This is a genomic window from Nonomuraea rubra, from assembly GCF_014207985.1.
Taxonomy (GTDB): domain Bacteria; phylum Actinomycetota; class Actinomycetes; order Streptosporangiales; family Streptosporangiaceae; genus Nonomuraea; species Nonomuraea rubra.
The window spans coordinates 9499107-9513923 of sequence record NZ_JACHMI010000001.1; the positions used below are offsets into that span (position 1 = coordinate 9499107).

Consider the following 14817-nt stretch of genomic DNA (forward strand, 5'->3'; position numbering starts at 1 on the left):
CCGTGACGTACGCGTGGGCGGCGAGGTAGCAGAAGTCCCCCATGCGCAGCCGGTCGGTGTGCACGGCCGCGAGCGGCGAGATGAACACCTTCCCCGACGCGTCGAGCCCGATCCGTTCCCGGAGCCCGGCCTGGTGAAGTTCCTGGGCGCGGCGGTCCTCCTCGGTCGCGTGGTCCCAGAACAGCCAGGGGCAGAAGTCGAACTTGGACGGTTCTGTCATGCGATCAGCTTCCTCTCACCACGGTCAGCGTCATGGACCAGGAGTAGCGGCGGACCTCCAGGCGGTACCGCCCGGGCAGCGCGGGGCCGCAGGAGGCGCTGCCGAGGCCCTGCTGGCCGTGGTCGAGGTTCAGCCACACGCGCCCCGAGTCGGTCAGGTCGTGCGGGCGGCGGGCGGCCTGCAGGGCCTCGCTCGTCCAGCGGCGGGCGGTGAAGTCCAGGTGCGGCTCGCCGTCCACGCGCAGGGTCGGCAGCCCGGGGCCCGACAGCTCCAGCCAGCGGGTCTCGACGTGGTTGCCGTTCTCCTGGGGAACGGGGTACGGGGTCTGGAGCGCGTCGATGGACCTGGCGTACCTGCCGACGCGGGCGGCGGCGCGGCTGTCGGCGTACGACTCCCCCGGGCCCCGGCCGAACCAGGTGACGTCGGTGTAGCCGCCGGGGAGCGACCATCGGGTGCCCATGCGGGGCGGGGTGACGGTGAGGTGGCCGTAGGCGGTGTCGTCCCAGTCGCCCACGGGGTCGGCCTCGACGAGGAGGTGGAGCGTGCCGTCCTGCCAGCGGTAGGTGTAGGTGGTGCGGAAGCCGAGGGTGCGGGTGGCGGGGCCGCTGCGGCCGCGTACGACGAGGGTGTGGTCGTCGGGGCGGTCGAGGCCGTCTGCGCGGTGCAGGAAGCGGTGCAGGAAGCGGTCCAGGCCGACGGCCTCCCAGTCCGCCGCCAGGGCGTTCCTCGGGCCCTGGCCCCGGTCGTTCTCGGTGGGGGCGCGCCAGACGTCGAGCACGGGGCCGTCCAGTTCGAGCCCGCCGAGGCTGGTCAGGCGTCCGGTCCTGCCGTCGAACGCCGCCTCGCCGACCCGCACCCGCACCTCCCCCGCCCGGCCACCCTCATCGGCGGGCCGCGGCCGGTGGGAGGCGGGGCTGTGGGAGACGGGGCCATGGGAGACGGGGCTGTGGGAGGCGGGGCTGTGGGAGACGGGGCTGTGGGAGGTGGCCGAGTCGAGCCTGGCCTGACCCCAGGCGATCACGTGACCGGCCGGAGCCCAGCGCGTGTCCTCGGCGAGCACCGCCTCGATGGTCAGCCACACCTCCCCGGACGCTTCGACCGGCTGCCGCTCCCCACCGGCCGGCGCCGCCGGGTGTGGCTCGGGCAGCATGGCGGTGACCGCGTCGGGCAGGGGCACGCGTACCTCCGACCGCGCCGGACAGTCCGGCACCTCCAGCGTCCCAGCCGCCCGGCGGATGCCGTCCACCTTCACCCGCCACCGGAAGCCCAGGTGCGCCAGCGACACCGCGTCGTGCTTGTTGACGACCACGACCTCCCGGCCCTCCACCGAGATCGACACCGGCTCGATGGCCTTGCGCAGCTCGCCCAGCCCGGGCGACGGCGTGCGGTCGGGGAACAGCAGCCCGTCCAGGCAGTACCGCCCCCCGTTCGGCTGGTGGTCGATGTCACCGCCGTGCCGGTAGTACCGGCGCCCGAACGCGTCCACCCCCGCCAGCCCGTGATCGATCCACTCCCACACGAACCCCCCGCAGAACCGCTCGTACGACTCCAGAATCGCCTGGTACTCCACGAGCGACCCGGGCCCGTTCCCCATCGCGTGCGCGTACTCGCACAGCAGGAACGGCAGCCCCCGCCGCCGGACGTCATCGTCCGACCCGGGCTCGACCCCCGAGGGGGTCTCCTCCTTGCGCCGCCCGATGCGTTCGAGGTCGTCCAGCGACGGATACATGAGGCTGTAGAAGTCGGAGTGCCGGTAGCTCGGGTCGCGCTCGTAGTGCAGCGGCCGGGTGGGGTCGCGCTCGCGGATCCAGGTCTCGAGGTCGGCGAACGCGGGGCCGCTGCCGCTCTCGTTGCCGAGGGACCAGATGACGACGCTGGGATGGTTCTTGTCCCGCTCGACCATGCGGCGGGTACGGTCGAGCAGGGCCTCGCGCCACATGGGCTCGGCGGGCGGGTTGCCCTCCCAGCCGGAGTAGATGAAGCCGTGGGTCTCGATGTCGCACTCGTCCACCACCCACAGCCCGTACTCGTCGCACAGCCGCAGGAACTCGGGGTGCGGCGGGTAGTGGGCGGTGCGGACGGCGTTGACGTTGTGCCGCTTCATCAGCTCGATGTCGCGGATCATGGTCTCGCGGTCGAGCGAGCGGCCCCTGTCGGGGTCGTGCTCGTGCCGGTTGACGCCGCGGAACAGCACCGGCGCCCCGTTGATCAGCAGCCGCCCGCCGGAGATCTCGACGGTTCTGAAGCCGATGGCCAGCTCGATCGTCTCCCCGGCGGCGGTGAGGGTGCCGTGGTAGAGGCGGGGGTGTTCGGCGCTCCACGGCTCCACCCGGGCGATCGTGACCTCCTGTCCGGTGGCGACGGCCAGGCCCAGCTCCGGCACCTCCACCAGGCCGGGGGCGTCGGCGGTGACCAGGAGGGTGCCCGAGCCGGAGGCGTAGGAGGCGCGTACGGTGAAGTCGTCGATGCCGCCCTCGGGCCGCGACAGGAGCTCCACGTCGCGGAAGATGCCGGGCAGCCACCACATGTCCTGGTCTTCGAGGTAGCTGCCCGACGACCAGCGCTGCACGCGTACGGCGAGGACGTTGCCGCGCGGCCGGACCACCCCGGTGACGTCGAACTCGAACGGCAGCCTGCTCCCCTTGGAGTGCCCGAGCAGCTCGCCGTTCAGCCAGACGGTGCCGCAGGAGTCGACGCCCTGGAAGCGCAGCACCGCGCGGCCGTCCGGCCAGCCGGGCGGGAGGTCGAAGCGCAGCCGGTAGTCGCCGGTCGGGTTCAGGTCCGGCAGGTACGGCGGGTCGATGGGGAACGGGTAGGCGGTGTTGGTGTAGAGGGGCTGGTCGTGCCCTTCCAGCACCCAGTGCGACGGCACCCTGATCGGGTCCCAGCCGGTGTCGTCGAGGCCGGGGTCGGAGATCGAGGGGCCGGTGCCGGCGGCGGTGCCGGAGAGCCGGAAGCGCCACCGCCCGTTGAGCGACAGCCGGGGCGCGTCGGAGACGAAGTCCGCGCGCGGCGCCCGCCGCCCTGAGCCCGGCCCGGGGTCCTCATGGAACTCCACCATCACAGAGCGTCCCTCCGCCGAGGTGCGACAAAACGTTTTAACCCTATAAGCGTTATCGCCCCTAGACCAGATCTCACAGGCATTGACATCCGGCCGTGAATAAATATATCATCTGGTAAATCGTTTTAAGATTCGCTGGGGACTTCATGACGCCATCACCCCCGACGAGCAGCACCGGCATCCGCTTCGGCACCGCCTACTACTGGGAATACCAGCAGTCCCCCGACCTCGAACGCGACCTCGACCTCATGGCGCGGGCCAGGATCGACACCATCCGGGTCGGCGAGTCCGTCTGGTCCACGTGGGAGCCCCGCGACGGCGAGTTCGACCTCGGCTGGCTGACCCCCGTCCTGGACGGCGCCCACGAGCGCGGCATGAAGGTCCTGCTCGGCACCCCGACGTACGCCGTCCCGCCGTGGTTGCAGCGCAAGCACCCCGAGCTGGCCGTCGTACGCGCCGGCGGCCACCGGATCCCCTGGGGCGCGCGCCAGGAGGTGGACTTCACCTCCCCCACCTTCCTCCAGTACGCAGAACGCGTCATCCGCCAGGTCGCCGGCCACCACGGCGGCCACCCCGCCGTGCTCGGGATCCAGCTCGACAACGAGCCCGGCCTGCACCTCATCCACAACGAGCCGGTGTTCGAGCGGTTCAAATCCTGGCTGGCGGAGCGGTACGGCGACGTCGGCAGGCTGAACGACGAGTGGGGGCTGGCGTACTGGTCGCACCGCCTCACCTGCTGGGACGAGCTGTGGCGCCCGGACGGCAACACGACGCCCTCCTACGACCTGGCCTGGCGGCGCTTCCAGGCCGAGCTGACCACCGAGTTCATCGCCTGGCAGGCGGCCCTCGTGCGCGAGCTGGTCCCGGAGGACCGCGAGCTGACCACGTGCCTGGCCTACCAGCGCCCGGCGTTGCACGACGCCGAGCTGTCGAAGCACCTGACGGTCACCAGCGGGAACGCGTACTACCTGCCGCAGGACGCGCTGGCCCGCGACTCGCCGGTGGAGATCACCTGGTTCGCCACCGACCCGGCCGGGCTGCTCCAGACGGCCGACCGCATGTACGCCTCCAGGCGGCAGCGGTTCTGGGTGACGGAGACCAACGCCGGCTCCATCGCCGGGTCCCAGCTCAACCTGCCGCCCTACGACGGGCAGCTCCGCCAGGCGGCGTGGGCGCTGGTGGCGCGGGGCGCGGAGATGATCTCGTACTGGCACTGGCACACGCTGCCCTACGGCGCGGAGACGTACTGGGGCGGGATCCTCGGGCACGCCATGCGGCCGGGCCGCGTCTACGACGAGGTGGCGGCGCTCGGCGCGGAGCTGGAACGGGCGGCCGGGGACGTCACGGGCCTCACGCCGGACGCCGACGCCGGGTTCCTGTACTCGCACGAGAGCAAGTGGGCGCTGACCTTCCAGCCGCCGCTCACCCTCGACGGCCGCAACCCCGACCGGGACTCCTACGAGCGGGTTCTGGCCACGTTCTACCGGGGCGCGGTGGACGCCGGGCTGCAGGTGGCGTTCGTGTCACAGGTCAAACGTTTGCCCGTGCTCGTGGCGCCCGCGCTCTACTGCCTGGCGGACGAGCCGGCGCTGGAGCTGGAGGACTACGTGCGCGGCGGCGGGCACCTGGTGATGACCTTCCGCACCGGTTACGCGGACGAGGAGGCCAGGGCGCGGGCCGAGGTCGCGCCCGGCCCGCTGCGCGCCCTGGCCGGGGTGCGTTACCTCGAATACTCGACGCTGCTGGAGCCGGTGCCCCTCCACGGGCTCGGGAAGCGGGACGTCGCCCGGCACTGGGCCGACGGGCTGGAGCTCGAAGGAGCCGAGCCGCTGGCCCGCTACGACCACCACCACTTCGGCCGCTGGCCCGCGATCACCCGCCACCGCGTGGGCGCCGGCACGGTGACCTACGTGGGCACCCTTCCCGGCCGCGAGCTGACGGCCGAGCTGTTCCGCCGGCAGCGGCCCGCGGGCCTGGTGACGGCGGAGTCACCGCAGGTCACCCTGCACTCGGCGGTCAACGCGCGCGGCGAGCGCCTGTGGTTCGCCCACAACTGGTCCGACCGTGAGAGCACGGTGACCCTGACCGCCCGGGCGACCGAGGTCACCGGCCGCCGCCAACCGTTACCGCCGGGCCCGCTGCGCCTGGCTCCCTTCGACGTACGAGTGGTGAAATGACCCAGTTCAAGCCCACCTGGGAGTCCCTGCGTACCCACCGCATCCCCCAGTGGTTCGGCGAGGCGAAGTTCGGCATCTGGTCGCACTGGGGCCCGCAGTCCGTGGCCCGTTCAGGCGACTGGTACGCCCGCCACCTCTACGGCATGCAGCCCTGGTCCGAGCCCTGGGAGCGCAAGCGCGCCGGCCGCCAGCACGCCCACCACCGCGCCCACTTCCAGGGCGGCGCCAAGGACCTGTTCCGGCAGTGGCGGGCCGAGCGCTTCGACCCGGACGAGCTCATGGACCTGTACGTGAGCAGCGGCGCCCGCTACTTCGTCGCCCTGGCCACCCACTGCGACAACTTCGACCTGTGGAACTCCGAGCAGCACGGCTGGAACGCCGCCAGGGTCGGCCCGGGCCGCGACATCGTGGCGGCCTGGGAGCGGGCGGCCCGCACGGCCGGCCTGCCGTTCGGGCTCAGCTTCCACCACAACTGGACCTGGCGCTGGCTGGACGTGGCCCACGGCCGCGACCCGGAGACCGGCGAGCCCTACGACGGCGCCCTGACCAGGGCCGACGGAGCCGGTACGTGGTGGGAGGGCCTCGACCCCGCCGAGCTCTACCCGGAGCGCCACGAGCCGGGCACGAAGCCGCCGGCCCGCGAGGCGGAGCGGTTCTACGCCCGCGTCCGCGAGGCGCTCGACCGCTACCGGCCCGACCTGGTCTACCTCGACGACGGCCGCCTGCCCTTCGGCGCGGGCAGCGTGGTCGAGTCGCAGCCGGTCAGCACGGCGGGCCTGGACCTGCTCGCCCACTACTACAACACCTGCCGGAGCGGCGGCCTGGTCACGCTCAAGGACGTGCCGGACGCGGACCGCACGGCCGTCCTGCTGGACTGCGAGCGCCGCCAGCTCGACGAGGCCCAGCCGTACCCCTGGCAGTTCGACACGAGCGACGGCGAGTGGTTCGACTGCTCCGACGACGACCCGATGTTCCACCCCCGCAAGACCGCGCAGCAGGTCGTGCACACGCTGATCGACGTGGTCAGCAAGAACGGCTGCCTGCTGCTGAACATCCCGCAGCACGCCGACGGCACGGTGGACGCCCGCGCCCGCGAGCTGCTGGCCGAGGTGGGCGCCTGGCTGCGGGTCTGCGGCGAGGGCGTGTACGGCACCACGCCGTGGCTGCGCGCGGCGGAGGGCTCGACCGGGCTCGGCGACGTCAAGGGGTACGAGGGGTACAACGAGGCCGACCGCGCCTACCGCGCCGCCGACGTGCGCTTCACCCGGCGCGGCGACACCCTCTACGCCACCCTCCTGGCCTGGCCGGAGGACCGGACGGCGACGATCACCAGCCTGGGCGCCACCGCCGGGCTGCTCAAGCGCCCACCGGCGGCCGTCGAGCTGCTCGGCCACGGCCCCGTCGCGTGGCGGCAGACCGGCCTGGCGCTGCACGCGGACCTGCCGCCTCGGCCGCCGACCAGGGCCGCTCACATGCTCAAGATCACGGGAGCCTCATGGTGAAGAACCTGCGTACCTGCGACCTGACCGATCCCCTCGGGCTCGAGACCACCCGTCCCGCCCTGAGCTGGCAGCTCGCGGGCGTCACCGCGCAGACCGCCTACCACGTACGCGTGGACGGGCTGTGGGACAGCGGCGAGGTCGAGTCGGCCGACCAGCGGGTGATCTACGGCGGCGAGCCCCTGACGAGCAGGACCGCCGCGCGCTGGCGGGTGCGGGTGCGCGACGCGGACGGCCGCTGGTCCGGCTGGAGCGAGGAGGCGCGCTTCGAGCTGGGGCTGCTCTCGGCCGGCGACTGGAGCGCCGCCTGGATCACCCACCCGGACTGGTACGACGAGCACGACGACCCCCGCGTCGGCGAGGGGCGCCCGCTGCCGCTGCTGGCAGGCGAGTTCACCCTGGCCGCGCCCGTACGCAGCGCCCGGCTGTACGTCTCCGGCCTGGGCGTCTACGTGGCGTCGGTCAACGGCTCCCCGGTGACGGACGCCGTGCTGGAGCCGCCGTACTCGGACTTCACCAAGCGGGTGGTGTACGCCACGCACGACGTGACGGCGCTGCTGCGCGAGGGCCGCAACGCGATCGGCCTGGCGCTCGGCCCCGGCATCGCGCACGTGTTCCCGCACCAGGACCGCTACATGAAGTTCTTCGGCTCCAAGGCGGCCCCCCGGGCGATCGCGCAGCTCGAAGTGCGGTACGCCGACGGGACGACCGGCCGGTTCCGCACGGGTGCCGACTGGCTGGCCACCGAGGGGCCGACGACACGCTCGCACTGGTACGGCGGTGAGGACCACGACGCCCGCCTGGAGATCCCCGGCTGGGACGTCCCCGGCACGGACCGCTCCGGCTGGCGGCCGGTGACCGTACGGCCGGAGGGGACCGGGATGTTGCGGTCGCGGGCCTGCCCGCCGATCAGGGTCACCGAGGAGCTGCCCGCGGCGCGGAAGCTGGTCGCCACCGACGGCACGGCCGTGTTCGACGTCGGCGCGGTCACGGCCGGCTGGGCCGGGCTGCGGCTCGACCTCCCGGCGGGGCACTACCTGCGGCTGCTGCCCGGTGACCAGCTCGACGCGTTCGGCCGCGTGGTGCAGTCGAAGCCCACGACCGGCGCGCCGATCTTCAACACGTACGTCACCAAGGACGGCCCGCAGACCTGGCACCCCGCCTTCCGCTACGACGGCTTCCGCTACGTCGAGGCGCAGGGCCTGCCGGAGCACGTCGGCGCCGAGGCCGTGACGGCGCTGGTGCTGCGCGCGGACAACGAGCACATCGGCCGGTTCGAGACCTCCGACCCGCTGCTGAACGACATCCACCGGATCATCGACCGCGCGGTGCGCGGCAACATGTACAGCGTCCTGACCGACTGCCCGCACCGGGAGAAGCTGGGCTGGCTGGAGCAGGCCCACCTGCTGTTCGACGTCGTCGCCTACAACTACGACGTGGCCGCCTACTGCCGCGAGCTGCTGACCGGCATCGCGGAGGCGCAGACCGGGGACGGGCTCGTCCCCGACACGGCGCCCGAGTACGTGGTGTTCGACGGCGCGTTCAGGGACGACCCGAACTGGGGCGGCGCGCTGATCCGCATGCCGTGGCAGATCTACCGCTGGTACGGCGACACCACGGCCATGGAGCGGCACTACGACGCGATGGGCCGCTACCTGGACTACCTGACGGGCAAGGCCGAGGACGGCCTGCTCGGGCACGGGCTCGGCGACTGGTTCGGCCTGGACCACTCGACGCCGGTGCCGCTGGTGTCCACGTGGGGCTACTGGCGGGCGGCGGCCACGATGGCGAAGGTCGCCGGCGTGCTCGGCCGCGACGACGACGCCAAGCGCCACCGGGCGCTGACGGAGTCGATCTCGGCCGCGTTCACCGGCGCGTTCCGCCAGGCGGACGGCGGCTTCGGCGGGCAGGCGTCGCAGGTCTTCGCGCTGGACATGGGCGTGGTCCCGGACGAGCTGGTGCCGGCCGCGCTGGACCGGCTGAGCAGGGACGTGCGGGAGGGCGCCATCACGGTCGGGGAGATCGCGCTGCCCGCCCTCTACCAGGTGCTGACCAGGGCGGGCCGGCACGAGGCGCTGTGGGGGTTCGCCACCTCGACCAGCCATCCGAGCTACGGCTACCAGGTGCGGCACGGCGCCACCGCACTCACCGAGGCGTGGGACGGGCCGACGCGCGGCCTGTCGCAGAACCACTACATGCTCGGCGCCATCGACGCCTGGTTCTACCGGGGTCTCGGCGGCATCGGCCAGGCCCCCGGCTCTCGGGGCTTCCGGCGGCTGCTCGTCGCGCCCGCCGCTCCGGGCGACCTGGAGTCGGTACGGGCGGCCACGCGGACGCCGTACGGGCAGGTCGGCGTGGCGTGGCAGCGGTCGGGCGGGGAGTTCGCGCTGGAGGTGGAGGTGCCGCCGGGCTCGTCGGCCGAGGTGCGGCTGCCGGACCTGGGCCTGACCCGGCACGCGGCGCCGGAGGGAGCGGTCGCGGCCGGGGAGCGTGCCTGGCAGGTGGGGGCGGGGCACTGGACGTTCGGAGCCTCGAAGTGAGCGGCTACGATCCGGTGCGGATCAGGACGCCGCACAAGGCGGGCCGCCTGCTGATCGGCCCGTCCGGCGAGCCGGGCCGATTCGACGGCCTCTTCGTGGACTGCCCGTTCGTCTGCTCCGACGCCGGCGAGTACCTGATGACGTACGTCGGCTTCGACGGCACCGGGTACCAGACCGCGCTGAGCCGATCGGCCGACCTGGAGACCTGGAGCCCCGGCGAGCTGATCTTCCCGCGCGACCCTGATCACCCGTACCGCCGCTACAACGCCGCACTCACCTCGATCGTGCGCGACAACCGCCTGGACTCGGACGGCCAGGTGACCTGGCTGGACGGGCAGGCGATCGGCACGTACCACGCCTACCCCGAGCCCGGCATGGAGACGGGCGCGGCGATCATCGGGTTCTGCGCCAGCGGCGACCTGCGTACCTGGAAGGACACCGGCTCGGTGCTGCGCCCGCAGGACGGCGGCGAGTGGGAGCGCGGCGGCCTGTACAAGTCGTGGCTGCTGCGCCACGACGGCCTCTACTACTGCTTCTACAACGCCAAGAACCGCACCTACGACGGCTGGCGCGAGCAGATCGGCTACGCCGTCTCCCCCGACCTCGAACGCTGGGAGCGCCCGCGCGCCACCCCGGTCGTGCCGAACGGCGGGCTCGGCGCGTTCGACGAGCGCTTCGCCTCCGACCCGTGCGTGCTGCGCGACGGCGGCTGGTGGGTGATGTTCTACTTCGGGCTCTCCTTCGACGGGCACGCCCGCGAGGGTTACGCGGTCTCGCGCGACCTGCGGACGTGGGAGAAGAGCGACGAGATCCTCGTCGACGTGGGCCCGCCCGGCTCCGCCGACGACACGTACGCGCACAAACCGGCCGTCGTCACCCGCGACGGCCACCTGCACCACTTCTACACGGCGGTGCGGCGGGCCGAGCCGTACCGGGTCGGCGAGCACCCGATGGCCGAGCGGCGCGGCATCTCCGTGGCCCGGTCATGACCCCCCAACCCACGCAACGGAGGACATCGATGCAGCCATCACCCCCGCACTCGCGCAGGCGCTTCCTGGCCCTGGCGGCGGCCGGCGTCGGCGGCGCCCTGGTGACCGCCCCGGCGGCCGCCCAGGCGCAGTCGGCCGGAACGCAGGCGGTCCAGGCCGCCGGGGCACACGTGAGCTCCGCGGATCGGGCCGCCGCGGCGTGGGCGCGGGTGCCCGCCATCCGGCGGCGCATCCGGCCGCCCCGCTTCCCCGCCCGCACCTTCCCGATCACCGACCACGGGGCCGCAGGCGACGGGACGGCCACGTGCACCGAGGCGTTCAGGCGGGCCGTCGAGGCGTGCGCGGCGGCGGGCGGCGGGCGCGTGCTGGTGCCCGCGGGCACCTGGCTGACCGGCGCGATCCACCTGGCCGACAACGTCGAGCTGCACCTGGAGGCGGGCGCGACGATCCGCTTCAGCCGCGACCCGGCCGACTACCTGCCGGTGGTGTTCACCCGGTACGAGGGCATCGAGCTGATGAACTACTCCCCGTTCATCTACGCCCACGGCCGCACCAACGTGGCGATCACCGGCGCCGGCGTGATCGACGGCCAGGCCGACGCCACCCACTGGTGGGACTGGTCGAGCGACCCCGCGCCGTCGGAGGGCCCCGACAAGAAGCTGCTGGCGCAGCAGGCCGAGGCCGGCGTGCCGGTGGCGGAGCGGGTCTTCGGCGAGGGCCACTACCTGCGGCCGAACCTCATCCAGCTCTACCGCTGCCGCAACGTGCTCATCGAGGGCGTGACGGTCAGGGACTCCCCCATGTGGAACATCCACCCGGTCCTGTGCACCAACGTCACGATCCGCGAGGTCACCGTGGACAGCCCGCGCGGCCCCAACAACGACGGCTGCGACCCGGAGTCGTGCGAGGACGTGCTGATCGAGCGGTGCGAGTTCAACACCGGCGACGACTGCGTGGCGATCAAAGCTGGCAAGAACGCCGACGGCCGCCGGGTGAACGAGCCGTCCATGAACGTGCTGGTCGACTCGTGCGTGATGCGCGACGGCAACGGCGGCGTGACGGTCGGCAGCGAGACGACCGGCGGGGTGCGCTGGGTGTTCGCGTGGAACTGCACGATGAGCAGCGCCCGCCTGGAACGGGCGATCCGCGTCAAGACGAACCCGGAGCGCGGCGGCTACGTCAGGGACCTGTACTTCAGGGACATCACGGTGGGACAGGCCGCCGACTCGGTGGTGGAGGTGGCGCTCAACTACGAGAACAAGCACACCGGCCCGTACTTCCCCGACGTCGGCACGATCGACATCCGGGGCCTGCGGGCGGGCAAGGCGCCCAGGGCGTTCTACCTGATCGGCAACCCGGGCAACCCGATCAAGGGCGTGACGGTGCGCAACAGCGTGTTCGAGGAGATGGCCGAGGCCGACGTGGTGACCGACGTGAGCGGCTTCGGGCTGCGCAACGTGTGGGTGAACGGGCGGCGCGTGTAGCTCCCGCCAGCCGGACGGCCGCGGCACGGTTACCTCAGGAGTTGCGTGGACGTCCGCGAGGTCGTCGCGCCCTGCCCCCGGGAGCCGGGTGCCGGCGTGTCCGTGCCCACGCCGGCGGGCCTGCCCCTGCCCAGCAGCAGCGTGCCCAGCCACAGCACCGCCATGCCCAGCGCGACCAGGGCCGAGTTCCTGCCCGCCTCGAACGTGGCCACCGCCAGCAGCACCACGCCCCCCGCGGTGACGGCGGCGCTGACGGGCGTGACCCGGCGCAGCACGGCCAGGACGACGGCGTGCGCGAGCACCGCGGCGTAGAAGAGCTGCGCCCCCGGGCCGTAGACGACCGGCTCGACCCCGGGATAGCCCTTGACGTCGTCCAGCAGGCCGCGCAGGGCCTCGCCGTCCGCCGCGGCGAACCCGGTGTAGAGGTCGATGGCGAGCTGGGCGAGGTTGGCCGCCACCCCGAACAGCGCCAGGACCGTCACCGACTCCACGGCCACCCGCCGGCCGCCCGTCACCGGACGCGACGGGTCACGCATGGCCAGGCCGCGCATGGCCAGGGTCATCAGGCCGAACATCGCGAAGGCCGCCAGCCAGGCCAGGTGCGCGGCCGTCCACCAGGGGCCCGGTTCGAGGCCGCCGTGGATGGGGCGCATCAGGAACCAGCCGGCCAGCAGGGCGGCCGGTCCGGCGGTGAAGGAGATCTGGGCCAGGCGGTTCGCGGGGTTCATACCTGCCACGATGCCTTGCGGCGCCCGACCGGCTCATCGGTGATTGTCCCTGATTTCTCCCTGGGCCGGGATCAGGGACCGGCTCGGGTCTCAGAGGAAATAGCGCATCCAGACGTACAGCCAGGCCAGCACCATGCTGAAGGCGGTGACGACGATCCCGTACCGGGTGAACTGCCAGAAGCTGATCTTGTGTCCGTTGCGGGCGGCGATGCCGAGGGCCACCACGTTGGCGCTGGCCGCGACCGCGGTGCCGTTCCCGCCGAAGTCGGCGCCGAGGGCGAAGGCCCACCACAGCGCCTGGCCGGTCTGCGGGTCGGGGGCCGCGGCGACCACGCCCTCGACGATGGGGGCGGTCGTGGCGACGTACGGGATGTTGTCGAAGAAGGCGCCCAGCACGCCCGAGCCGAACAGCAGCGCCGTCGCGGCCACGAAGTAGTCGTCGCCCAGCGTGTCCAGCGCCCACGTGCCGATCGCGGCGATCACGCCGGTGTGCACCAGTCCCGCGACCATGACGAACAGCCCCGTGAAGAACACCAGCGTCGGCCACTCGACCTCGTCCAGCACCTCGGAGACGTTCGCGCGGGAGACCAGCAGCATCACGCCCGCGCCGACCAGCGCCACGATCGACGGCTCGACGTGCACCACCGCGTGCAGCCCGAACCCGGCCACGACCGCGGCCAGCACCACCAGGCAGCGCACGAGCAGCCGCGGGTCGGTGATGGCGCGCCGCTCCTGCAGCGCCATCACCTCGGCCACGCGGTCGGCGTTGTACTGGAAGGAGCCGGCGAACAGCCACCGGGAGGCCAGCACGAACACGGCGAAGATGACCACCACGATCGGCGCCATGTGCACCAGGAAGTCGTTGAAGGTGAGCCCGGCGCGGCTGCCGATGATGATGTTCGGCGGGTCGCCGATGAGGGTGGCCGCGCCGCCGATGTTCGAGGCGAGGACCTCCGCGATGAGGTACGGCTGCGCGGCGATCCGCAGCCGGTTGCAGACCACGATGGTGACCGGCGCGACCAGCATGATCGTGGTGACGTTGTCGAGGAACGGCGAGGCGATGGCGGTGATCGCCATCAGCATCACCATCAGCCGGTACGGGCGTCCCTTCGACCTCTTGGCGGCCCAGATGGCGAGATAGTCGAACACGCCCGTCTGCTTGATGACGCCAACGATGATCATCATGCCGAGCAGCAGGAAGATGACGTTCCAGTCGATGCCCTCGTGCTCGGAGAAGAACACCCCTGCGCCGGGGATCAGGCCGAGCACGGCCATCAGCCCGGCGGCGATCAGCACCACCTTGACCTTGTTCGCCTTCTCCGTCGCGATGAAGTAGAAGGCCACCAGGAAGATCGCCAGTGCGGCGAAGGCGCTCATCCGGTCTGCCCCGGCGGCCCGGACCGGTCCACCGGGCGGGATGAGTGCGGGGCGGGACAACAGCGGATCATGGTGACCTCCGTCAGGTGGGCATGCTTCGGCCCGGGCGGGCCCGCGGGGCCCGTCCGGTGATCAGGGAAAGTGATCAGGGAGGGTGATCAGGGAGGGTGATCAGGGAGGGTGATCAGGGAGTAGGTGTCAGTCGGCCTGGCCGGAGAGCGCGAGGCAGGTCAGCAGCCGTTCCAGGGTGATCGCCCCGGCGAGCACGCCGTCGCGGCCGACCACCGCGACGATCGGGCTGCGCAGCCTGGCCATCAGGGCGGCCACTTCGAGCAGGGTCGCGTCGAGCGGCACGGTCGCCGGCGTGGCGGGCCTGCCCGGCAGGCAGTCGCCCACCGTCAGGTCGCCCAGCTCGCCCCAGAACAGGTCGGCGTGCGCCTCGTCGATCGTCCGGCAGAGCGCCGGATCCTCCTGGTACGCCCCCGGCACCGCCAGCCGCAGCACCTGCGTCCCCGGGAGCACGGCCGACGGCCGGCCCCTGCCGTCCACGACGATCAGGCCGGGCATCCGGCCCAGCGCCATGATCCGCACGGCCTTGGTGACGGGGTCGTGCGCGGTCACGGTCGGCAGGTTCACGGCGATGTTGCCGGCTTCCATGTCGCTGTCCTCCCTCCGGCTCCGGTCCATCCTCCAGGCGGGCGCGCGCGGGGGCTATCGGGTCCGGCACCCATCTGGGCAGGGA

9 protein-coding genes are annotated in these 14817 nt (G+C 72.5%); 5 read left to right on the forward strand and 4 right to left on the reverse strand.

Going from position 1 to position 14817, the window contains the following annotated elements; all coding sequences use genetic code 11:
• Nucleotides 1–224: 224 nt before the first annotated feature.
• On the reverse strand, nt 225–3281 hold the full coding sequence (locus HD593_RS43265; RefSeq protein ID WP_185108430.1) for a glycoside hydrolase family 2 TIM barrel-domain containing protein: 3057 nt from the start codon (nt 3279–3281) through the stop codon (nt 225–227).
• A 146-nt stretch (nt 3282–3427) separates the two neighbouring features.
• On the opposite strand from HD593_RS43265, the gene HD593_RS43270 reads away from it, so the two are divergent.
• The 5 genes from HD593_RS43270 to HD593_RS43290 are packed head-to-tail and all read left to right on the forward strand — an operon-like array spanning nt 3428 to nt 11970.
• The gene (locus tag HD593_RS43270) at nt 3428–5458 is read left to right on the forward strand and encodes a beta-galactosidase (protein ID WP_221525285.1); all 2031 of its coding nucleotides are present in this window, start codon (nt 3428–3430) and stop codon (nt 5456–5458) included.
• Entirely contained in the window at nt 5455–6960 is a 1506-nt protein-coding gene (locus tag HD593_RS43275; RefSeq protein WP_185108432.1) for an alpha-L-fucosidase, read from the forward strand. Before HD593_RS43270 ends, HD593_RS43275 begins: the two co-directional genes overlap by 4 nt.
• Nucleotides 6954–9497, forward strand: a complete 2544-nt coding sequence (locus HD593_RS43280; protein WP_185108434.1) for a family 78 glycoside hydrolase catalytic domain — start codon at nt 6954–6956, stop codon at nt 9495–9497. Before HD593_RS43275 ends, HD593_RS43280 begins: the two co-directional genes overlap by 7 nt.
• Nucleotides 9494–10486, forward strand: a complete 993-nt coding sequence (locus HD593_RS43285) for a glycoside hydrolase family protein (protein WP_185108436.1) — start codon at nt 9494–9496, stop codon at nt 10484–10486. The genes HD593_RS43280 and HD593_RS43285 overlap by 4 nt, the downstream gene beginning before the upstream one ends.
• Nucleotides 10487–10515: 29 nt before the next feature.
• Nucleotides 10516–11970, forward strand: coding sequence for a glycoside hydrolase family 28 protein (locus tag HD593_RS43290; RefSeq protein WP_185108438.1), 1455 nt, complete (start codon nt 10516–10518; stop codon nt 11968–11970).
• A gap of 29 nt (nt 11971–11999) precedes the next feature.
• Here HD593_RS43290 and HD593_RS43295 read toward each other — a convergent pair whose 3' ends face one another.
• The 3 genes from HD593_RS43295 to HD593_RS43305 form a co-directional block, all read right to left on the reverse strand.
• Nucleotides 12000–12698 (reverse strand): hypothetical protein, encoded by a 699-nt coding sequence (locus tag HD593_RS43295; RefSeq protein ID WP_185108440.1) that lies wholly within the window; start codon nt 12696–12698, stop codon nt 12000–12002.
• A gap of 90 nt (nt 12699–12788) precedes the next feature.
• Nucleotides 12789–14075, reverse strand: coding sequence for an ArsB/NhaD family transporter (locus tag HD593_RS43300; protein ID WP_185108442.1), 1287 nt, complete (start codon nt 14073–14075; stop codon nt 12789–12791).
• Nucleotides 14076–14273: 198 nt separating this feature from the next.
• Nucleotides 14274–14732 (reverse strand): CBS domain-containing protein, encoded by a 459-nt coding sequence (locus HD593_RS43305; RefSeq protein WP_185108444.1) that lies wholly within the window; start codon nt 14730–14732, stop codon nt 14274–14276.
• Nucleotides 14733–14817 lie beyond the last annotated feature (85 nt).

Excerpts from the sequence above, each read along its gene's own strand:
- HD593_RS43290 (WP_185108438.1), top strand. The coding sequence starts at position 10,516 with ATGCAGCCATCACCCCCGCACTCGCGCAGGCGCTTCCTGGCCCTGGCG.
- HD593_RS43275 (WP_185108432.1), top strand. The coding sequence starts at position 5,455 with ATGACCCAGTTCAAGCCCACCTGGGAGTCCCTGCGTACCCACCGCATC.
- HD593_RS43295 (WP_185108440.1), bottom strand. The coding sequence starts at position 12,698 with ATGAACCCCGCGAACCGCCTGGCCCAGATCTCCTTCACCGCCGGACCG.
- HD593_RS43280 (WP_185108434.1), top strand. The coding sequence starts at position 6,954 with ATGGTGAAGAACCTGCGTACCTGCGACCTGACCGATCCCCTCGGGCTC.
- HD593_RS43270 (WP_221525285.1), top strand. The coding sequence starts at position 3,428 with ATGACGCCATCACCCCCGACGAGCAGCACCGGCATCCGCTTCGGCACC.
- HD593_RS43305 (WP_185108444.1), bottom strand. The coding sequence starts at position 14,732 with ATGGAAGCCGGCAACATCGCCGTGAACCTGCCGACCGTGACCGCGCAC.
- HD593_RS43300 (WP_185108442.1), bottom strand. The coding sequence starts at position 14,075 with ATGAGCGCCTTCGCCGCACTGGCGATCTTCCTGGTGGCCTTCTACTTC.
- HD593_RS43265 (WP_185108430.1), bottom strand. The coding sequence starts at position 3,281 with ATGGTGGAGTTCCATGAGGACCCCGGGCCGGGCTCAGGGCGGCGGGCG.